The following is an 18,500-nucleotide window of genomic DNA, read 5'->3' as shown; positions in this document are numbered from 1 at the left end:
ACGGCCATTTATTCCGCTGGCAGATACCGCGCGCTCGTCTTGGCCGCGACCTCGTCCGCGGTCACGCCGGGGGCCAGTTCGATCAGCTGGAACGGCGTCGCATGATCGGGGCGGCGGAAGACGGCAAGGTCTGTGACGATCATGTCGACCACGTTCTTGCCGGTCAGCGGCAGCGAACAGGCCGGGATGAACTTCGGGCTGCCGTCCTTGGCGGTGTGGTCCATCACGACGATGATCTGCTTGACGCCGGCGACGAGGTCCATCGCCCCGCCCATGCCCTTGATCATCTTGCCGGGGATCATCCAGTTGGCGATGTCGCCGCCCTCGCTCACCTCCATCGCGCCGAGCACGGTGAGGTCGATATGACCGCCGCGGATCATCGCGAAGCTCTGCTCGCTGCCGAAATAGGCACTCTGCGGCAGCTCGCTGATCGTCTGCTTGCCCGCATTGATGAGGTCGGGATCGACTTCGTCCTCATAAGGGAAAGGCCCGATCCCCAGCATGCCGTTTTCGGATTGCAACGTCACCGTCATGCCGGCGGGGATGTTGTTGGCGACCAGCGTCGGGATGCCGATGCCGAGGTTGACATAATAGCCGTCACGCAGCTCCTGCGCGGCGCGTGCGGCCATCTGGTTGCGATCCCACGGCATATCAGTTCACATCCCTTTTGGCGGTCATCGAGATCGGGTTGGTCGTCGGAGCGGCCCGTTCCGCATCCAGCCCTTCCCAGATGCGCGCCAGTGCCTCCGCCTCGTCGATGTTGACGGCGCGCGCATAGGCCCTGGCGGCGTGGCGGACGCAATCGACCATGGCGAGGCCGAAAGCGAACGGGTCGGGGCCGATCGGCACCGGATTGACGAAGCAGGTGACCGGGCCATCGGCCTTGGCCCAGACGCGCAGGAACTCCGCGCTGCCGCCGATCAGCTCGGCATAGCGGTCGAGGTTCATCGGTATCGGTTTGCCGTCGCTCATTGCGCGCCCCCTGCCTGTCCGCCCTGATCGGTCCAGCGCTTGTCCGCCGGGAACACCTCGTCGAAGCCGCCCTTCAGCGCCGGGCCGTAGACGGGATTGGGCAGCACGAACCAGCCGTTGCCCCACAGGCCTGCGATCGCGCCGGCGTCGGTCGTGCGGCGGCGATCGGCAGCGGAGGGGATGGCGTTGAACAGGTCGCTGAAATCGCCGAGCTGGTCGCCGGCCATGGCGACCACGCAATAGCGCCGGGCGATGGCGGTCCGCCGGCCATCCTTGCCGCTGGCGCCATCGCGCAGGAACAGGTCTGTCCCCAGCGTGAAATCGCCCAGCCCCGCCGCCTTCAGCCCGGCGATCGTTCCCGCCGCCGTGGCCGTGCCGCGATTGCTGTTGACGATGACGGTGATGTTGGCCGCACGGAGCGCCGCAAACGCCGCGACGGCACCCGGCACGGGGGCGATCGCCTTCGCTCCGGTCCGCTCCCAACGCTCCCATTGCGCGGGATCGAAGGGCGCCGCCGGGTCGCGTGCCGCCAGCGCCTCGACGCCCAGGTTCAGCACAACCGTCTCGTCCGCGTCGAACACCGCCGCGCGCGGCTTGCCCGCGCACGATTCCCATTGCGGCGCGGCGAGCGTGGCGTTCGGCGTCAGCACCACGCTGTCGCCCGCGGCACGGCGGTAGGTCGCGTAACTGACCAACGCGCGGAACGCCTGGAGGCTGAGCGCCGCCGCTTCGCCCGAACCGTAGAGATATTGGAACTGCGGCGGCACCGCCGCGCCCGGTGCCGGCAAAGCGGCGCTGCCGGGCGCGGGCAAGGCCTTCAGCCCGGTGATCTGCACCACCCGGCCATCGGCGGTATAGCTCCGGCCCGGTGCCGGCAGCGCCCCGACGCGTTCGCCGCGACCGGCACGACCGCTGCAACCGGTCAGCAGCGCCGCGCCCGCCAATACCAGCGCCGCACGCCGCATCACGCCGCTGCCCGCTCGCGCACCGTGCGGAACTCGATCTTCTTGTCGTAGGGCGCGCCGACGATCATCCGCTTCACGTAGATGCCGGGCAGGTGGATGTGATCGGGATCGAGGCTGCCGACCGGCACCACCTCTTCCACCTCGGCGACGCAGATGCGCCCTGCGGTCGCCATCGGCTGGTTGAAGTTGCGCGCGGTCTTGCGGAAGATCAGGTTGCCGCTCTCGTCCGCCTTCCACCCCTTGATGATCGAGAGGTCGGCGCGGATGCCGCGTTCGAGGATGTATTCCTCGCCGTCGAAGTTCTTCACCTCCTTGCCCTCCGCCACCAGCGTGCCGACGCCGGTCCTGGTGTAGAAGCCCGGGATGCCCGCGCCGCCGGCCCGGCAGCGTTCGGCGAGCGTGCCTTGCGGGCAGAATTCCACCTCCAGCTCGCCGGACAGATACTGGCGCTCGAACTCCTTGTTCTCGCCGACGTAGCTGGAGATCATCTTCCTGACCTGACGGGTACGCAGCAGCTTGCCGAGCCCTTCGCCGTCGATGCCGGCATTGTTGCTGGCGATGGTCAGGTCCTTGACGCCGGACGCCTGGATGGCGTCGATCAGCCGTTCGGGAATGCCGCACAGGCCGAAACCGCCGGCGCAGATCGTCATGCCGTCGTGGAGCAGGCCGTCGAGCGCCGCTGCCGCATCGGGATAGAGCTTCTTCATCGCCCGTCACTCTCCTGTCGTTGCCGGCGGCGATAGCGGGGGCGACGCCGCCGGGTCAAGCGAACCTGAATGGGTATTCAACTCTGCCGCTCCGCCGCCATCCCCGCGCGACGGCAGGGACGGCGGAAAGAGGCGTTACTTCAACGCCGCCTGCGCCGCCGCCAGCCGTGCGATCGGCACGCGGTAGGGCGAGGCGGAGACGTAATCGAGCCCGACCCTGGCGCAGAAGGCGATGCTGGCCGGGTCGCCGCCATGTTCGCCGCAGATGCCGAGCTTGATGCCGGGGCGGGTCTTGCGGCCGCGCTCCGCCGCCAGTTCGACCAGCTCGCCGACGCCGTCGACGTCCAGGCTGACGAACGGGTCCTTGGCGTAGATGCCCTGTTCGACATAGGCGCCGAGGAAGCGCGCGGCATCGTCGCGGCTGACGCCCAGCGTCGTCTGGGTCAGGTCGTTGGTGCCGAAGGAGAAGAACTCGCCCGTTTCGGCGATCTCGCCCGCCTTCAGCGCGGCGCGGGGCAGCTCGATCATCGTGCCGACGAGATAGTCGACCGTTTGCCCGCGCTCGGCGAAGACGGCGCGCGCCGCCGTGTCGACCACGGCCTTCATCAGGTCGAGTTCGCGCTTGGTGGCGACGAGCGGGATCATCACCTCCGGGATCGGCGCCGCGCCGGACTTCTCCGCCACGTCCAGTGCCGCCTCGAAGATCGCGCGCGCCTGCGTCTCGTAGATCTCGGGGTAGGTCACGCCCAGGCGACAGCCGCGATGGCCGAGCATGGGGTTGAATTCATGCAGTTCGGCAGCGCGGCGCTTGAGCACCTCGACATCGACGTCGGCCGCCGCGGCGACCTCGGCGAATTCGTTCTCCTCGTGCGGCAGGAATTCGTGCAGCGGCGGGTCGAGCAAGCGCACGGTCACCGGCAGGCCGGCCATCACCTCGAAGATCGCGGTGAAGTCGCTGCGCTGCGCAGGGAGCAGCTTGGCGAGCGCGGCGCGGCGGCCTGCCTCGTCGCTCGCCAGGATCATCTGGCGCACCGCGGTGATGCGGTCGGCATCGAAGAACATATGCTCGGTGCGGCACAGTCCGACGCCCTCCGCGCCGAAATCGCGCGCGGTGCGGCAGTCGAGCGGGGTTTCGGCATTGGCGCGCACCTTCAGGCGGCGCACGCCGTCGGCCCATTCCATCAGCGTGCCGAAGTCGCCCGCCAGTTCCGGCTGCACCGTCGCCACCGACCCCGCCATCACCTCGCCGCTGGCGCCGTCGATGGTGATGATGTCGCCCTCGCGGATTTCGCGGCCGGCAACCTTCATCACCTTGTCCTTCGCCGCGATCGACAGCGATCCGGCGCCCGAGACGCAGGGGCGCCCCATGCCGCGCGCGACGACGGCGGCGTGGCTGGTCATGCCGCCGCGCGCGGTCAGGATGCCCTCCGCCGCGTGCATGCCGTGGATATCCTCGGGGCTGGTCTCGACGCGGACGAGGATCACCTTGTCGCCGGCCGCCTTGCGCTTCTCCGCGGTGTCGGCATCGAACACCACCGCGCCCGAGGCGGCACCGGGGCTGGCCGGCAGCCCCTTGGCGATCACGTCGCGCGGCGCGTCCGGATCGAGCGTCGGGTGGAGCAGCTGGTCGAGCGCCATCGGATCGACGCGCAGGATCGCCTCCTCGCGGGTAATGAGCCCTTCGCTCGCCATGTCGACCGCGATCTTGAGCGCCGCCTTGGCGGTGCGCTTGCCCGAGCGGGTCTGCAGCATCCAGAGCTTGGCCTGTTCGACCGTGAACTCGATGTCCTGCATGTCGCGATAGTGGTTTTCCAGCCGGTCGAACACCGCGGCGAGTTCGGCGAACACCTCCGGCATCGCCTCTTCCATCGAGGCGGGCTTGGCGCCGGCTTCCTCGCGCGCCGCTTTGGTCAGATATTGCGGCGTACGGATGCCGGCGACCACGTCTTCCCCTTGAGCATTGATGAGGAATTCGCCGTAATAGGCATCGGCGCCGGTCGAGGGATCGCGGGTGAAGGCGACGCCGGTGGCCGAGGTGTCGCCCATGTTGCCGAACACCATCGCCTGGACGTTGACCGCCGTGCCCCAGTCGGCGGGAATGTCGTTCAACCGGCGATAGACCTTGGCGCGTTCCGACTGCCACGATCCGAACACCGCGCCGACCGCACCCCACAGCTGATCGTGGACGTCCTGCGGGAAGGGCTTGCCCCATTCCTGCTCGACCAGCCCCTTGTATTCGGCGACCAGCGCCTTGAGGTCGCTCGCGGTCAGTTCCGTATCGAGCGTGTAGCCATTGTCCTCCTTGGCGATCTCCAGCGCCTCCTCGAAGGCGCCGTGATCGAGTTCGAGCACCACGTCGGCGTACATCTGGATGAAGCGGCGGTAGCTGTCCCAGGCGAAGCGCTCGTCGCCCGAGCAGGCGGCCAGCCCCTCCACCGTGGTGTCGTTGAGGCCGAGGTTGAGGACGGTGTCCATCATCCCCGGCATCGAGACGCGCGCGCCGGAGCGGACCGAGACGAGCAGCGGATTGGCGGCGTCGCCGAACGCCTTGTCGGTGATCCCCTCGATATGCGCGATCCCGTGCGCCACTTCGTCGCGCAGGCTCTGCGGGAACTGTTCGCCGTCCTCGTAATAACGCGTGCACATCGCGGTGCTGATCGTGAAGCCGGGGGGCACCGGCAGGCCGATCGACGCCATTTCGGCAAGGTTCGCGCCCTTGCCGCCGAGCAGATTCTTGTCGCCCTTCCCCCCGTCCGAAACGCCGCCACCGAAACGGTACACGTATTGGGTCATCGCTGGTCCTTAGCTACGGTTCGAATGCTCGGCCCCGGGGAGGAAGGAAGCATACCCGACGTTCGGAAGTTGTCGAAGTTGACGCTATGTGGGAGGTGTCTTCCTACCCCTCGATCTTCGAAAAATCGGCGACGCCGTGCACGGCGGCGCGGACGCGGGCAAGCAGCGCGAGACGCGCGGCGCGCTTCGCCGGATCGGCATCGTTGACGGTCACGCTGTCAAAGAACGCATCGATGGGCGCGCGCAGCGACGCCAATGCCACCATCGCGCCTTCGAAATCCTCCGCCGCGACCGCGCTGGCGGCGGCGGGTTCGGCCGAATCGAGCGCGGCGATGAGATCGCCTTCCGCTTTTTCGGGCGTGTAGGACAGCGGATTCGCTCTCCCGGCGGAAGGGTCAGGATCACCAGCCGTCCCGCGCTCGCCCTCACCCCGCGGCGCTGGCGCGCCTTGCCCCTCTCCCGACGGGAGAGGGGAGAAGCCCTCCTTCTTGAGGATGTTGGCGGCGCGCTTGTAGCCGGCGAGCAGGTTCGCGCCGTCGTCGCTGCCGACGAACGCCTGCAACGCCGCGACGCGGGCGAGCAGGCGGACCAGATCGTCCTCGCCGCCCAGCGCGAACACCGCGTCGATCAGGTCGTGGCGCACGCCGGCCTCGCGCTGCTGCACCTTCAGCCGGTCGGCGAAGAAGCCGAGCAGCTGCACCGGCGTTTCGCGAATGCGCTCGCGGCCCTGCTGGAGGAAGTGGAAGACCTTTTCGGTTTCCGGCTTCAGCACGATCTCGAAATCGCCGAGCGCTTCGGTCATCAGCGCCATGCGCCGGTCGAATTCGTCCTGCGGCAGATTGCGGTCGGGCGCGATCTGCGTGACCTTTTCGAGGTAGAGCGCGAAATTGGGATCGGCCTGCGCGGTGCGGCCGAGCACGCTTTGCACGACGTTGGTGACCGCCACGCCGAACGGCGCGAGCATGCCGAGCCGCAACTGCGACCGCTCGATCAGCAGGATCACACCGAGGGCGGCGCGGCGCAAGGCGAAGGGATCCTTGGATCCGGTCGGCAATTCGCCGATCGCGAAGAAGGAGGCGAGCGTATCGAGCTTGTCCGCCAGGCTGACCGCCACCGTCACCGGCGCGGTCGGCACGTCGTCGCCCTGCCCGACCGGCTTGTAATGATCGCGGATCGCGTCGGCGACCGCCTGCGGCTCGCCCTGCGCGGCGGCGTAATAGCCGCCCATCAGGCCCTGGAGTTCGGGAAATTCGCCGACCATGCCGGTGACGAGGTCCGCCTTGGCAAGACGCGCGGCGCGCTCCGCCATGGCGGCGAGGCTCATCGGCTCCTCCCCGGCACGGGGAGGGATTACGCCCTCTTCCACCAGCCAACGGGCGAGTTTGGCGATGCGGTCGACCTTGTCCGCCACGGTGCCGAGCTTTTCGTGGAAGACGATGTTGGACAGTTTCGCCACCTGCTCTTCGAGCGGCGTCTTCAGGTCCGTGTCGTAGAAGAAGCGCGCGTCGGACAGGCGGGCGGCCAGCACCTTGCGATTGCCCTCGACGATCTTGGTGCCGCCGTCGGTCGCCTCGATATTCGCGGTGCAGACGAAGGCGTCGGCGAGGGACCCGTCGGCCGCGCGGCACACGAAATACTTCTGGTTCACGCGCGCGGTGAGCTGGATCACCTCGGGCGGTACGGTGAGGAAGTCGGCGTCGAAGCGGCCGAGCATCGGCACCGGCCATTCGGTGAGGCCGGCATTCTCCGCCACCAGCCCTTCGTCCCCGACCAGGGTGAAGCCCGCCGCCGCGGCGAGCGCGGCGGCGCGGGTGCGGATCAGCGCGCGGCGTTCGTCCTGGTCGACGATGACGTGGCAGGCGCGCAGCTTCTCGACGTAATCCGCCGCCGAGCCGATGGTGATCTGGCCGGGATGGTGGAAGCGATGGCCGTAGGTCGCGACGCCCGAGCGGATGCCGGCGATCTCGATATCCACCGGCGTGTCGCCGAACAGCGCGACGATGCCGTGCAGCGGCCGCACCCAGCGCAGCGATTCGGTCGAGGCGGAGGCGGCGCCCCAGCGCATCGACTTGGGCCAGGGGAAGGCGCGGACGATCGCCGGGATCGCCTCGGCGAGCACCGCCGGGGTGGCACGGCCGGGCTTTTCGGTCACCGCATAGAAGACGCCGTCCCGCTCGGTCAGCTGTTCGCGCGCGAGGCCGGTCTTGCGCAGGAATCCTTCGAGCGCCTGCGGGGGCGCGCCCGTCTTGGGCCCTTTCAGCTCTTCGGACACCGCCTGCGTCTCCGCAGGCAGCCCGCGCGCGATCAGCGCGAGGCGGCGCGGGGTGGCGTAGGTGACCATCCCGGTCGCGGCGAGCCCCGCCCGGGCGAGTTCGGCGGCGAACAGGCGGGCGAGGTCGTCCCGCGCCTTGTCCTGCATGCGCGCGGGGATTTCTTCGGAGCGGAGTTCGAGGAGGAAGTCGGTCATGGTCTTCTCATTCCTCCCCGGCACGGGGAGGGGGACCACCAGCCGCAGGCTGGTGGTGGAGGGGGCTCGCCGCGAGGGCCGCGATAGCGTCCGCCGCGGCATCGGCGTCGCGCAGGATGTCGGACGCCGGTATATGCACGAGCCGATAGCCGTTAGCTGTGAGGAAGGCGTCGCGATCCAAATCGCGTGCCGGATGCGCACCGCGATCGTGCGCTTCACCGTCCACTTCGACAATCGTGCGGCTGGCGCTGCAATAGAAATCGGCGACATAGGGTCCGACGGGGTGCTGCCGGCGGAACTTCACGCCCGACTGCTGCGCCCGAAGGCGTTGCCATAACAGCACTTCGGGCAAACTCATGTCACGCCGCAACTTGCGGGCAAGCGACGTCTCGGGGCGCAGGACTCGCGGCGCGCCCCCTCCACCATCGCGCTGCGCGCGACGGTCCCCCTCCCCGTGCCGGGGAGGATTTACGGGAGTCACGCCGCCCATCCGTTCTTGTCCATCCAGGCGCCGCAGGCGCCTTTGGCGAGATCGCGGACGCGGCCGATATAGGCCTGGCGCTCGGCGACCGAGATGACGCCGCGCGCCTGGAGCAGGTTGAAGGTGTGGCTGGCCTTGATCGCCTGTTCGTAGGCGGGGATCGGCAGGCCGGCGGCCAGGCTGTTCTCGCACTCCGCCGCCGCCTTGCGAAAGGCGTCGAACAGCGTCGCGGTGTCGGCGACCTCGAAATTCCACTTCGACATCTGGCGTTCGTTTTCGAGGAACACGTCGCCATAGCTGACGCCGGCATCGTTGAAGCGCAGGTCGTAGACGTTGTCGACGTCCTGGATATACATGGCGAGGCGTTCGAGGCCGTAGGTCAGCTCGCCCGCGACCGGCTTCATGTCGAACCCGCCCATCTGCTGGAAATAGGTGAACTGCGTCACCTCCATGCCGTCGCACCACACTTCCCAGCCGAGGCCCCAGGCGCCCAGCGTCGGCGATTCCCAATCGTCCTCGACGAAGCGGATGTCGTGGGTGGTCATGTCGACGCCAATCGCGGCGAGCGACCCCAGGTACAGGTCCTGGAGGTCGGGCGGGCTCGGCTTCAGGATCACCTGATACTGGTAGTAATGTTGCAGCCGGTTGGGGTTTTCGCCGTAGCGACCGTCGGTCGGGCGGCGGCAGGGCTGGACGAAGGCGGCGTTCCACGCCTGCGGCCCGAGCGCGCGCAGCGTCGTCGCCGGATGGAAGGTCCCCGCCCCCATTTCCATGTCGTAGGGCTGGAGGATCACGCAACCCTTGTCGCTCCAGTAATCGTGGAGCGTCAGGATCATCTTTTGGAAGGAGAGCGGAGTGGCGGCCATTGCCCGCGGCTTTGGCGGATGAGGCGGCGTCTAGCAAGTGGTGCGCTGCGGCATTAGGTATCGTCCCGACCGCCCGAATGGATACCGTCTCTACATGATACGAAAGCTTGGTGCCGCGCTGTCCGCGGTCGCGATCGCCCTTGCCCTGCCCGCCTGCGCGCAACAGCCCGCCAAGGCCCCCGCCGCCAAACCGTCGCGCGCCGCCAACGATGCCGATCCGGCACTGTGGGTGGTGAAGGACAAGGACACGACGATCTATCTGTTCGGCACGATCCATGTGCTGAAGCCCGGCCTCACCTGGTTCGACGAGGCGGTGAAGACCGCGTTCGACCGGTCGAAAGAGGTGAAGCTGGAGATCGTGATGCCGGACCCGGCCGCGATGCAGGGGCTGGTCAAGGCGACCGGTGTCGCCGCGCCGGGCACGCCGCCGCTGACCGAACGCCTGCCCGCGGACAAGCGCGCCGCCTTCACCAAGGCGGTGACCGACCTCGGCCTGCCGGCCGACGCGCTCGACCGGTACAAGCCCTGGCTCGCCGCGACGCAGCTGTCGGTCGCGCCGCTGTCGAAGCTGGGCTACGACAGCGCCAATGGGCCGGAAGAGGTCATCACCGATGCCGCCAAGCGCGCGGGCAAGCCGGTGTCCGGGCTGGAGACGCCCGAGCAGCAGCTGGGTTTCTTCGGCAGCCTGTCCGATTCGGCGCAGCTCCAGTTCCTGGTCAGCACGGTGGACGAGCTGCCGAAGCTGGAAACGCAGATGGCCGCGATGGTCGATGAATGGGCGCGCGGCGATCCCGATGCCCTGGCGCGCGAGATGAACGACGAGCTAAAGAGTTCGCCGGAGGTCGCCAAGGTGCTGCTGACCGACCGCAACGCGCGCTGGGCGCAGTGGATCAAGGGGCGGATGGCGCGGCCGGGCACGGTGTTCATCGCGGTCGGCGCCGGGCATCTGGCGGGGCCGGATTCGGTGCAGGCGCAGCTTGCCAGGCTGGGGGTGAGGGCGCGGCGGGTGCGGTACTGATGCGCTTCAAATCCTCCCCGGTACGGGGAGGTGGCGCCGCGCAGCGGTGACGGAGGGGCAGCCAAGCAGCACCTCCGCCTGGGGCTGCCCCTCCACCATCCGGCTGCGCCGAACGGTCCCCCTCCCCGTGCCGGGGAGGAGTTGATTTGCCTTTTCCCCCTATCCCAGCTATGCGCGCCCGCTTCCGGCCATGGTCATCCCTGGAGGCGTGGCGCGGGAGCATACATTAGCACGTTTCGAAAAGGTTTTCTGCATGAGCGACACCATTACGCTCGCAGCCGAGACGCGCGACCGGGTTGGCAAGGGAGCCTCCCGGGCGCTGCGTCGTGACGGCCGCGTCCCCGCCGTGATCTACGGCCAGAACAAGGAACCGACCTCGATCCATCTCGAGGAAAAGGCGCTGGTGAAGGCGCTGTCGACCGGTCACTTCATGAATTCGGTCATCATGCTGGGCGGCGAGCGCACCCTGCCCAAGGACGTGGCGTTCCACCCGGTCACCGACCGTCCGGTGCACGTCGATTTCCTGCGCATCGGTGAGCACACCACGGTCACCGTCGCGGTGCCGGTCGTGTTCGCGGACGAGGACGATTGCCGCGGCATCAAGAAGGGCGGCGTGCTCAACATCACCCGCCACGAGATCGAGCTGGTCGTCGACGCGGCGGACATCCCGTCGGAGATCACCATCTCGCTGAAGGGCCGCGAGATCGGCGATTCGATCCACATCAGCGACGTGACGCTGCCCAACGGCGCGACGCCGGCGATCGAGGACCGCGACTTCGCGATCGCGACGATCGTGCCGCCGACGGTGCCGACCGCGCAGGACGAGGCGGCCGACGCCGAGATCGCCGAGACGCAGGCAGCCGAAGCCGCCGCCGAGAGCGAGGACGGCGCGGAGGGCTGATCCCCTTCACGGACGTCTGGACAAGGGGCAGGGTGGCGTGAGGCTCCCCTGCCCTTTTTCGTTTGGGCCGCCCCGCCCTCGTCATCCCGGCGCACGTCGGGATCCACGGATGCGGGCGGCGGATGGGACTCGATCCGCCAGCCGATCGTGTCCATGGGTCCCGGCGTGCGCCGGGATGACGAGGAAGGGACACGCGCCATGCAGATCTGGGCCGGGCTCGGCAATCCGGGGCCGCAATATGCGATGCACCGGCACAATGTCGGCTTCATGGCGGTGGACCTGATCGCCGACCTGCACGGCTTCTCGCCGGTCAGGAAGCAGTTCCAGGGATGGACGCAGGAGGGGCGGATCGGCACCGAGAAGGTGCTGCTGCTGAAGCCCGCCACCTTCATGAACGACAGCGGCCGCGCGATCGGCGAGGCGCTGCGCTTCTACAAGCTGGGGGTCGAGGCGCTCACCGTCTTCCACGACGAACTCGACCTCGCAGCCTTCAAGGTGAAGGTGAAGCGCGGCGGCGGCACCGCCGGGCATAACGGCCTGCGCTCGACCGACCAGCATCTGGGGCCGGATTTCCGCCGCGTCAGGATCGGCATCGGCCATCCGGGGCACAAGGATCGCGTCACCGGCTACGTGCTCGGCAATTATGCCAAGGCGGAGCTCGACCCGCTCGCCGACATGCTCGGCGCGATCGGCGCGGAGGCGCCGTGGCTGGCGGCGGGCGACGACGTGCGCTTCATGAACGACGTTGCGATGAGGCTGGCACAATGAGCATCCGTACGCTGTTCGCGACCCGCTTCTACGAGGACGACCTCGGCGATGCGACGCTGCTGGAGGAACTGGAGGAGGCGTGCCGCGATCTCGCGCGCGAGGATCGCGCCGGCGTCGCCTGGTCGAAGGCGCATGGCTATCGCGGCTATACCTCCTACGCCTCCTTGAACGACCTGCCGGCGCGCGACCCGCGCTTCGCCGACCTCGTCCGGCTGCTGAACAAGCATGTCGCGCGCTTTGCCGAGGCCTGCGCGTTCGACCTCGGCGGGCGGCGGCTGAAACTCGACAGCCTGTGGGTCAACGTCCTCAAGCCCGGCGGTGCGCATTCGGGCCATATCCATCCGCACAGCGCGGTGAGCGGCACGATCTACGTCGCGACGCCGCCGGGCGCGGGCGCGCTGAAGCTGGAGGATCCGCGGCTGCCGCTAATGATGGCGGCACCGACCCGCCTGCCCCACGCCGACGAGAGCCATGCGACATTCGTCTATGCCGAGCCGAAGCCCGGCAGCGTCTTCCTGTGGGAAAGCTGGCTGCGGCACGAGGTCGTGCCCAATGCGGCCAAGGGCGAGCGGATCAGCATCAGCTTCAACTATCGCTGACCCGCCGCACTGCCGCCGTAATCGCGCGTCACGCTCGGGGCACGGCGGCGGAGGACGACGCGATGCGGTTGGCGATGATGGTGGCGCTTCAAGTCGCGGGACCGCCGGTGCCGGCCGAACTGCGTACCGCGCCCAAGGTGGCGCCGCCATCGGCGCCATGCGGCGAGCCCGACGAAGCCGGCGATATCGTGGTATGCGCGCGGGACCGGAACGCCGACCGATTGAAACCCGTCGATGCGCAACGTTACGCCGAAAAGCCGATCCGGGCGACGACCAGGGTCGGCAGGATCGGCCTGTCCGCCGAAGCCGAACAGGGCACCCTGCCCAATGGCCAGAGTGCGCCAAGGGCGATGCTGCGGTTGAAGATGCCGTTCTGACCGGTAGTCGCACATCCGATCCGTTCGCCCTGAGCCCTTCGCAGGGCGCTGTGCGGCGCGTGTGCGGCCCGTAGAAACCCGCCCTTCGACAGGCTCAGGGCTAACGGATATGGGATGAGCCAGAACATCGGATGTCTAACCTCACCGTTTGCCCTGAGCCTGTCGAAGGGCGCCGTGCCGCAAGCGTGCCGCCCGCAGAGACCCGCCCTTCGACAGGCTCAGGGCTAACGGAAACGGGGTAAGCCGGACGGTCGAATGTCGAACCTCATCCGTTCGCCCTGAGCCTGTCGAAGGGCGCTGTGCCGCAAGCGTGTCGCCCGTAGAGGCCCGGCGCTTCGATGGGCGCGGGGCTGAGCGAGACAGGTGAACTCATCATGCGCCACGCGCCTCGCAAGCCGGCGTTCACCTGCCGCGGCTAAGGGTAGCGCCATGCGTATCACCCCTCGTCAGATCGGCCTGGCCGCCGTCGTCCTGCTCGCCCCCGGCGGCTTCATCCTCGGTGCGACGCTGGTCGCCGATCACTATCGCCGGCGCCGGGCGCAACCTGCGGAAACCGGGCGGGAACCTCCAGTCGTTTCCTGAACGGAACGTTGTTTGACGTTCATGCAACCGGCCGTACTGACCAACGTTAGTCCGACACGAATTTTCAAAGGACGGGAGACTGTTATGCGTAAGTTGATGCTCGCGATGGGTTGTGCGGCGATGGTGGTGCCGGCGACGATGGTGGTGCCGGTGTCGCAGGCCGGCGCACAGCGCTACAAGTATCGCGAATGGCGCGACAACCGCGGCCGCCTGCGCTGCCGCAAGCCCGATGGCACGACCGGCGCCGTTGTCGGCGCAGTCGGCGGTGCGCTGCTCGGCCGTACGATCGACACCCGCGGCGACCGGACGCTCGGCACGCTGGGCGGCGCGGTGGCCGGCGGCCTGCTCGGTCGCGAGGTGGAGCGCAGCGGCAAGCGTCGCTGCCGCTGATCGCAGCCCGATTTTCGACCGGACGGGGCGTCGCGAGGCAACTCGCGGCGCCCTGTCGCGTATAAGGGCCGCAACGGACAGGAGATACGATTATGGTGACCCGCAGCGCTTCGGCGAGCTACGCCGGCCTGGGCAAGGACGGCAAGGGCAAGATCTCGACCCAGTCGGGCGTGCTACAGGACAGCAACTACGGTTTCGGCACCCGTTTCGAGGACGGCCCCGGCACCAATCCCGAGGAGCTGATCGCCGCCGCGCATGCCGGCTGCTTCACCATGGCATTGGCGTTCGCGCTCGCCGGCGCCGGCCACCAGCAGGGCGACCTGCAGACCAGCGCCAAGGTGACGCTGGACAAGGATGGCGACGGCTTCACCATCACGCGCTCCGCGCTCACCCTGACCGGTCATGTCGAGGGGCTGGACGAGGCGGAATTCAAGCGCATCGCCGACGAGGCGAAGGCCGGCTGCCCCGTATCCAAGGTGCTGAACTGCGACATCACGCTGGAGACGACGTTCGGCTGATCCCTCCCCTGTCGGTGCGATGAACCGGAGGTAGTTTCCGGTTCACGCAACCGGCAGGCGGCGATGCCGGTTGTACGCTCATCTGGATCAAGGGAGCATCGACCATGCGTATCGCCATCCTTTCCATCGCCCTGGCCGCGACCAGCCTCGCCGCGATGCCCGCGACGGCGCAGGACACCCGCCGCGAGGCGAACCGCGAATATCGCGACGACGTGCGCGAGGCGCGGCGCGACTATCGCGACGACCTGCGCGATGCCGATTCGCGGCGTGACGTGCGCGAGGCGCGGCGCGAATATCGTGACAACGTCCGCGATGCGCAGCGCGACCGGCGCGAGGACCTGCGCGATATCCGCCGCGACCGGCGCGACGATTGGCGGCAGTGGCGCAACTACGACTACAACCGCCTGCCGCGGGGCCAGCGTGGCTATTATGCGGAGAATTACTATCGCGACGGCCGCTACTACCAGCCCCGCCGGCTGGGGCGGAACGACCGCATCTATCGCGGCGGCAACGGGCGCTATTATTGCCGGCGCAGCGACGGCACGACCGGCCTGATCGTCGGGGGCCTGGCCGGCGGCGTGCTCGGCAACGTGATCGCCGGTGGCGGATCGCGCCTGCTCGGCTCGCTGATCGGTGCCGGCGGCGGCGCGCTGCTCGGCCAGTCGGTCGATCGCGGCCAGGTGGTCTGCCGCTGACCGCAAGGGATCGGGAGGCCCGGCGTCATCGCCGGGCCTTTTCGCATCAGATGATGCCGCCGCCGAGGCTGAGGCGGATTGCGAAGATCACGATCAGCACGAGATTGAGGTTGCGGCCGCCATTCGAGGACGACAGCGCGCCGACCGCGGCGCCGACGATGCCGATCGGGATCACCAGCCAGTTCATCCAGCCGAGCAGCGGCACGAATGCGACCAGGCCGAGCACCAGCGTGACGAGGCCGATCGCGATGGAAAAGATGTTCAGCATGACAGCGAACATGGCCCCTGCCCGGCGGTGCGGCAAGAGAGGCGTCTCCTTTTGGAACAGCCGGGGGACCACATGCCCCGGGTTAACCACGATGGCCGATGGCCGCTTAACGCCTGCTGCGGCATGGCGGTGGCGTGTCAGCGAATCGTGCCCTCCTTCTCCTGCCGCTCGCCCTGCTCGCCGCGTGCGACAAGCAGCCGGCGCCGCAGCAGGACCTCGACACCCTCGATAAGGAACTGACCGCGGACGCAGGCGGCAACCGGCGCGACCCTGCGCTCACCGCCGCGCTGCACGACCAGATCATGGTCGATCCGGCGCTGACCCAAAGCGCCAACACCAACGTCGTCCGGCCACCCAGCCGGCCCGATCCGCTTTCCGCTCCGCCCGAGCCGGTGGTGCCGCATCCCGATGGGGTGCAGGCCGCCGACCTCAAGGCCGTGCCGCCGGCGCGGGGCGATTGCCGGGAATGCCGCAAGGCGGCGGGTGCGCTGACGCTGGGCGAACTCGCCGCGCGCCAGACCGATGCGGGCGCCTGCGCCGCGCGCGTCACCTATGCCGCGGCCTGGGCCAACCGGCTGCCGGCCGACGTGCCGCTCTATCCCGACGCGCGCGTGCGGGAGGCGGCCGGCAACGAGGCCTGCGGGCTGCGCGTGGTGAGCTTCGCCAGCGCCGCGCCGGTCGGGCGTATCCTCGACTGGTACAATGCCCGCGTCACCCGCGCCGGCTATTCCGCCGAGCATCAGGCCGCCGGCGCGCAGCATGTGCTGGGCGGAACGCGGGGCGATGCGGCCTATGTCGTCTATGTCACGCCGGCGGCCGGCGGCGGCAGCGACGTCGACCTGCTCGTCCGTTGAGCCTGCTCACAGCATCGTCAGCGCGCCGGGGGTGATCGCGATGCCGGCTGCGATCCGCTCCGCCAGCGCATGGCCGTCGGCGATGCCGGCCCGCCAGCGGTGCGCGACCGATTCGGGCGAGAAGTCGAGCGCCTTGCCCGCCACCTCGGAGTGCTGGTCGGCATAAGCGAGGCAGGCGAGCGCCACCCCGCCGCCGGGCGGCGCGCCGACGCGATAGGCGTGCTGCCAGCGTGCGATCGTGCGCCGCGACTGGATGGCGAAGGACAGGTCCTGCGCCCGCGCCATCGTCTCGCCGAGCGTCGTCGGCAGCGGCGCGGCGAGTGGCAGCAGGTCGACGGCGATGCAGAGGGTCGGCGGAGCGTCCGCCTCGCCCAGCACGGGATCGAGCGGCAGGTTCGCCGACAGGCCGCCATCGGCGAGCATCCGCCCGTCGACCGATACCGGCGGAAAGACCGGCGGCAGCGCGCCGCTGGCGCGAACGTGGAGGGCGGAAACGCGTTCGCGATGCGTGTCGAACAATCGGTCGCTGCCGTCGGCCATGTCGACGGCCAGCGCAGCGTAGCGGATCGCGCCGTCGTTCAGCCGCTGCCAGTCGACGAGGCGCGCCAGCGTCCCGGCGAGCGGCGCCTGATCGAACAATGCGGGTGCGGCGGCATCGGCATCGGGGCGCCACCACGATCCCAGCGGCCCGACCGGGTCGAACCAGCCGGGTCGCCCGGCGAGCGCGGCGTGCTGCACCGCGAGCGTCCGGCGCCATGTCTCCGCCGCAGAGGGCCAGCCCGCGTCCACCGCCGCCGGGCGCCACAGGTCGTGCAAGGCGCCGATCCGTGCGCCGGGCGCGTTGCCGGCGATCACCGCGCCGTTGATCGCGCCGACCGACGTGCCGACGATCCAGTCCGGCTCCAGCCCGTGGCCGTGGAGCGCCTCGTACACGCCGGCCTGATAGCTGCCGAGCGCATTGCCGCCGGCGAGCACCAGCGCGAGACGGAAAGACGGGTCAGCCATCGTGTCGCAACGCAGCAAAGAGCGAAAGGTCCCACGCAACCAAGGGGATGTCGGCACATCGCAGCGGCCACGCGTTCGCTTGTCATTCGCGGGGCAGACGCCATATTGTGCATCGCAGCATTACACGTCTGGCGGCAATCCTGCCTTCTTTCGGCCTGCCTTCGGGAGTGCGCGCATGCGACGTCTGTCTGATACGATTAGCCGGCTGGTGGCGGCACGGGGGCCGGCGGAGCCGCAGGGCGCGGCCACGGTCGACCGGTTGCACGACCTCACCGACTTCGCGCCCAACCCCGGCAACCTGCGCGCGCGGTTGTACGTGCCGGCGCGATGCGCGCCGCGGCCGGCGCTGGTCGTGGTGCTGCACGGCTGCACGCAGACGGCGGCGGGCTACGATCAGGGATCGGGCTGGTCGCGGCTCGCCGACGAGGCGGGGTTCGTGCTGCTGTTCGCCGAGCAGCGGCGGGCGAACAATCCCAACCTTTGCTTCAACTGGTTCGCGCCCGAGGACATGGCGCGCGGGCAAGGCGAGGCGCAGTCGATCGCGGCGATGATCGCCGCGGTCGTCGCGGCGCAGGATGTTGATCCGGCGCGCATCTTCGTGACCGGCCTGTCGGCGGGCGGTGCGATGGCCGCGGTGATGCTGGCGACCTATCCCGAAGTGTTCGCGGGCGGCGCGATCATCGGCGGCCTGCCCTATGGCACGGCCAGCGGCGTCGCGCAGGCGCTCGACCGGATGCGCGGCCATGGCGTTCCGGATGCGGCGGCGCTGGCACGGCGGGTGACCGGCGCATCGGCGCATCGCGGCGCCTGGCCGATCCTGTCGGTGTGGCACGGCGATGCCGACGCAACGGTGCATCCCGCCAATGCCGAGGCGCTGCTGGCGCAATGGCGCGGCCTGCACGGGCTGGCGGAGGGAGCGGCGCAGCACGATCGCGTCGCCGGCCACCCGCACCGGACGTGGCGGGACACGGCGGGCCGGGCGGTGCTGGAGGATCATCGTGTCATCGGCATGGGCCATGGCACGCCGATCGCCGCGACGGGCGCCGAGGCATGTGGCGAGGCCAGTGCCTTCATGCTGGACGTCGGCCTGTCGTCGACGCGGCGGATCGCCGCCTTCTGGGGCATCGCGCCCGCGCTCGCCGACCGGCCCGACACGCCCGCTGCGGCGCCGACGCCTGCGCCGCCTCATGCGGACTCATCGCCGGCGGCCGTCATCAACGAGGCGCTGCGGGCGGCGGGGCTGCTGCGCTGATCCCTGCCCTCTCCCGCATTTC

At 69.2% G+C, this 18,500-nt stretch carries 21 protein-coding genes; 11 read left to right on the top strand and 10 right to left on the bottom strand.

Annotated features, from left to right (window positions below):
• Positions 1-8: 8 nt before the first annotated feature.
• The 8 genes from AC4GY7_RS08450 to AC4GY7_RS08415 form a co-directional block, all read right to left on the bottom strand.
• On the bottom strand, positions 9-650 hold the full coding sequence (locus AC4GY7_RS08450; protein ID WP_491112966.1) for a CoA transferase subunit B: 642 nt from the start codon (positions 648-650) through the stop codon (positions 9-11).
• A gap of 1 nt (position 651) precedes the next feature.
• Positions 652-972, bottom strand: coding sequence for a DUF5076 domain-containing protein (locus AC4GY7_RS08445; protein WP_491112965.1), 321 nt, complete (start codon positions 970-972; stop codon positions 652-654).
• Positions 969-1,940, bottom strand: a complete 972-nt coding sequence (locus AC4GY7_RS08440; protein ID WP_491112964.1) for an HAD family acid phosphatase — start codon at positions 1,938-1,940, stop codon at positions 969-971. The genes AC4GY7_RS08445 and AC4GY7_RS08440 overlap by 4 nt, the downstream gene beginning before the upstream one ends.
• Positions 1,937-2,644, bottom strand: coding sequence for a CoA transferase subunit A (locus AC4GY7_RS08435; protein ID WP_491112963.1), 708 nt, complete (start codon positions 2,642-2,644; stop codon positions 1,937-1,939). The genes AC4GY7_RS08440 and AC4GY7_RS08435 overlap by 4 nt, the downstream gene beginning before the upstream one ends.
• Positions 2,645-2,779: 135 nt before the next feature.
• Positions 2,780-5,437, bottom strand: a complete 2,658-nt coding sequence (gene ppdK, locus AC4GY7_RS08430; RefSeq protein WP_491112962.1) for a pyruvate, phosphate dikinase — start codon at positions 5,435-5,437, stop codon at positions 2,780-2,782.
• Positions 5,438-5,540: 103 nt separating this feature from the next.
• A complete protein-coding gene (gene glyS / locus AC4GY7_RS08425; protein ID WP_491112961.1) occupies positions 5,541-7,904 on the bottom strand; it encodes a glycine--tRNA ligase subunit beta in 2,364 nt (787 codons plus the stop codon).
• 7 nt (positions 7,905-7,911) lie between these two features.
• A complete protein-coding gene (locus AC4GY7_RS08420; protein ID WP_491113708.1) occupies positions 7,912-8,304 on the bottom strand; it encodes an endonuclease domain-containing protein in 393 nt (130 codons plus the stop codon).
• Between the two features lie 77 nt (positions 8,305-8,381).
• A complete protein-coding gene (locus AC4GY7_RS08415) occupies positions 8,382-9,251 on the bottom strand; it encodes a glycine--tRNA ligase subunit alpha (protein WP_443583848.1) in 870 nt (289 codons plus the stop codon).
• 94 nt (positions 9,252-9,345) lie between these two features.
• On the opposite strand from AC4GY7_RS08415, the gene AC4GY7_RS08410 reads away from it, so the two are divergent.
• The 9 genes from AC4GY7_RS08410 to AC4GY7_RS08370 all read left to right on the top strand — a co-directional run bounded on the left by AC4GY7_RS08410 (position 9,346) and on the right by AC4GY7_RS08370 (position 15,099).
• Positions 9,346-10,269, top strand: a complete 924-nt coding sequence (locus tag AC4GY7_RS08410; protein ID WP_491112960.1) for a TraB/GumN family protein — start codon at positions 9,346-9,348, stop codon at positions 10,267-10,269.
• A 253-nt stretch (positions 10,270-10,522) separates the two neighbouring features.
• Complete coding sequence (locus AC4GY7_RS08405; RefSeq protein ID WP_491112959.1) at positions 10,523-11,170, top strand: 50S ribosomal protein L25/general stress protein Ctc; 648 nt, start codon at positions 10,523-10,525, stop codon at positions 11,168-11,170.
• Between the two features lie 198 nt (positions 11,171-11,368).
• Positions 11,369-11,938 (top strand): aminoacyl-tRNA hydrolase, encoded by a 570-nt coding sequence (pth, locus tag AC4GY7_RS08400; RefSeq protein WP_443583851.1) that lies wholly within the window; start codon positions 11,369-11,371, stop codon positions 11,936-11,938.
• Complete coding sequence (locus AC4GY7_RS08395) at positions 11,935-12,537, top strand: TIGR02466 family protein (protein WP_491112958.1); 603 nt, start codon at positions 11,935-11,937, stop codon at positions 12,535-12,537. The genes pth and AC4GY7_RS08395 overlap by 4 nt, the downstream gene beginning before the upstream one ends.
• 62 nt (positions 12,538-12,599) lie before the next feature.
• A complete protein-coding gene (locus AC4GY7_RS08390) occupies positions 12,600-12,914 on the top strand; it encodes a 5'-nucleotidase (RefSeq protein WP_443583853.1) in 315 nt (104 codons plus the stop codon).
• Positions 12,915-13,343: 429 nt separating this feature from the next.
• Positions 13,344-13,496: a hypothetical protein gene (locus tag AC4GY7_RS08385; RefSeq protein WP_491112957.1), complete on the top strand. Its 153-nt coding sequence runs from the start codon at positions 13,344-13,346 to the stop codon at positions 13,494-13,496.
• Positions 13,497-13,580: 84 nt separating this feature from the next.
• Positions 13,581-13,886 carry a glycine zipper 2TM domain-containing protein gene (locus AC4GY7_RS08380; RefSeq protein WP_443583855.1) on the top strand — a complete coding sequence of 102 codons (306 nt, stop codon included), beginning with the start codon at positions 13,581-13,583 and terminating at the stop codon, positions 13,884-13,886.
• Between the two features lie 92 nt (positions 13,887-13,978).
• Positions 13,979-14,404, top strand: a complete 426-nt coding sequence (locus tag AC4GY7_RS08375) for an OsmC family protein (RefSeq protein ID WP_443583856.1) — start codon at positions 13,979-13,981, stop codon at positions 14,402-14,404.
• Positions 14,405-14,508: 104 nt separating this feature from the next.
• Complete coding sequence (locus AC4GY7_RS08370; protein WP_491112956.1) at positions 14,509-15,099, top strand: glycine zipper 2TM domain-containing protein; 591 nt, start codon at positions 14,509-14,511, stop codon at positions 15,097-15,099.
• Between the two features lie 46 nt (positions 15,100-15,145).
• On the opposite strand, the gene AC4GY7_RS08365 is transcribed toward AC4GY7_RS08370, so the two are convergent.
• Positions 15,146-15,379, bottom strand: a complete 234-nt coding sequence (locus AC4GY7_RS08365) for a hypothetical protein (protein ID WP_491112955.1) — start codon at positions 15,377-15,379, stop codon at positions 15,146-15,148.
• Between the two features lie 122 nt (positions 15,380-15,501).
• Between AC4GY7_RS08365 and AC4GY7_RS08360 the strand changes: the two genes are divergently transcribed.
• On the top strand, positions 15,502-16,221 hold the full coding sequence (locus tag AC4GY7_RS08360; protein WP_491112954.1) for a hypothetical protein: 720 nt from the start codon (positions 15,502-15,504) through the stop codon (positions 16,219-16,221).
• A 6-nt stretch (positions 16,222-16,227) separates the two neighbouring features.
• On the opposite strand, the gene AC4GY7_RS08355 is transcribed toward AC4GY7_RS08360, so the two are convergent.
• Entirely contained in the window at positions 16,228-17,226 is a 999-nt protein-coding gene (locus AC4GY7_RS08355; RefSeq protein ID WP_491112953.1) for a patatin-like phospholipase family protein, read from the bottom strand.
• 175 nt (positions 17,227-17,401) lie between these two features.
• Here AC4GY7_RS08355 and AC4GY7_RS08350 point away from each other — a divergent pair, with 175 nt between their 5' ends.
• The gene (locus tag AC4GY7_RS08350) at positions 17,402-18,478 is read left to right on the top strand and encodes an extracellular catalytic domain type 1 short-chain-length polyhydroxyalkanoate depolymerase (protein ID WP_491112952.1); all 1,077 of its coding nucleotides are present in this window, start codon (positions 17,402-17,404) and stop codon (positions 18,476-18,478) included.
• Positions 18,479-18,500: the final 22 nt, after the last annotated feature.

The organism is Sphingomonas sp. SP5 (assembly GCF_058313455.1).
This window is presented reverse-complemented; position numbering and strand designations above follow the sequence as displayed.

What these genes read in the sequence shown, in the direction of transcription:
- AC4GY7_RS08450 (WP_491112966.1), bottom strand. Translation starts at nt 650, where the DNA reads ATGCCGTGGGATCGCAACCAGATGGCCGCACGCGCCGCGCAGGAGCTG.
- AC4GY7_RS08445 (WP_491112965.1), bottom strand. Translation starts at nt 972, where the DNA reads ATGAGCGACGGCAAACCGATACCGATGAACCTCGACCGCTATGCCGAG.
- AC4GY7_RS08435 (WP_491112963.1), bottom strand. Translation starts at nt 2,644, where the DNA reads ATGAAGAAGCTCTATCCCGATGCGGCAGCGGCGCTCGACGGCCTGCTC.
- ppdK (WP_491112962.1), bottom strand. Translation starts at nt 5,437, where the DNA reads ATGACCCAATACGTGTACCGTTTCGGTGGCGGCGTTTCGGACGGGGGG.
- glyS (WP_491112961.1), bottom strand. Translation starts at nt 7,904, where the DNA reads ATGACCGACTTCCTCCTCGAACTCCGCTCCGAAGAAATCCCCGCGCGC.
- AC4GY7_RS08415 (WP_443583848.1), bottom strand. Translation starts at nt 9,251, where the DNA reads ATGGCCGCCACTCCGCTCTCCTTCCAAAAGATGATCCTGACGCTCCAC.
- AC4GY7_RS08410 (WP_491112960.1), top strand. Translation starts at nt 9,346, where the DNA reads ATGATACGAAAGCTTGGTGCCGCGCTGTCCGCGGTCGCGATCGCCCTT.
- AC4GY7_RS08405 (WP_491112959.1), top strand. Translation starts at nt 10,523, where the DNA reads ATGAGCGACACCATTACGCTCGCAGCCGAGACGCGCGACCGGGTTGGC.
- pth (WP_443583851.1), top strand. Translation starts at nt 11,369, where the DNA reads ATGCAGATCTGGGCCGGGCTCGGCAATCCGGGGCCGCAATATGCGATG.
- AC4GY7_RS08395 (WP_491112958.1), top strand. Translation starts at nt 11,935, where the DNA reads ATGAGCATCCGTACGCTGTTCGCGACCCGCTTCTACGAGGACGACCTC.
- AC4GY7_RS08390 (WP_443583853.1), top strand. Translation starts at nt 12,600, where the DNA reads ATGCGGTTGGCGATGATGGTGGCGCTTCAAGTCGCGGGACCGCCGGTG.
- AC4GY7_RS08385 (WP_491112957.1), top strand. Translation starts at nt 13,344, where the DNA reads ATGCGTATCACCCCTCGTCAGATCGGCCTGGCCGCCGTCGTCCTGCTC.
- AC4GY7_RS08380 (WP_443583855.1), top strand. Translation starts at nt 13,581, where the DNA reads ATGCGTAAGTTGATGCTCGCGATGGGTTGTGCGGCGATGGTGGTGCCG.
- AC4GY7_RS08375 (WP_443583856.1), top strand. Translation starts at nt 13,979, where the DNA reads ATGGTGACCCGCAGCGCTTCGGCGAGCTACGCCGGCCTGGGCAAGGAC.
- AC4GY7_RS08370 (WP_491112956.1), top strand. Translation starts at nt 14,509, where the DNA reads ATGCGTATCGCCATCCTTTCCATCGCCCTGGCCGCGACCAGCCTCGCC.
- AC4GY7_RS08365 (WP_491112955.1), bottom strand. Translation starts at nt 15,379, where the DNA reads ATGTTCGCTGTCATGCTGAACATCTTTTCCATCGCGATCGGCCTCGTC.
- AC4GY7_RS08355 (WP_491112953.1), bottom strand. Translation starts at nt 17,226, where the DNA reads ATGGCTGACCCGTCTTTCCGTCTCGCGCTGGTGCTCGCCGGCGGCAAT.
- AC4GY7_RS08350 (WP_491112952.1), top strand. Translation starts at nt 17,402, where the DNA reads ATGCGACGTCTGTCTGATACGATTAGCCGGCTGGTGGCGGCACGGGGG.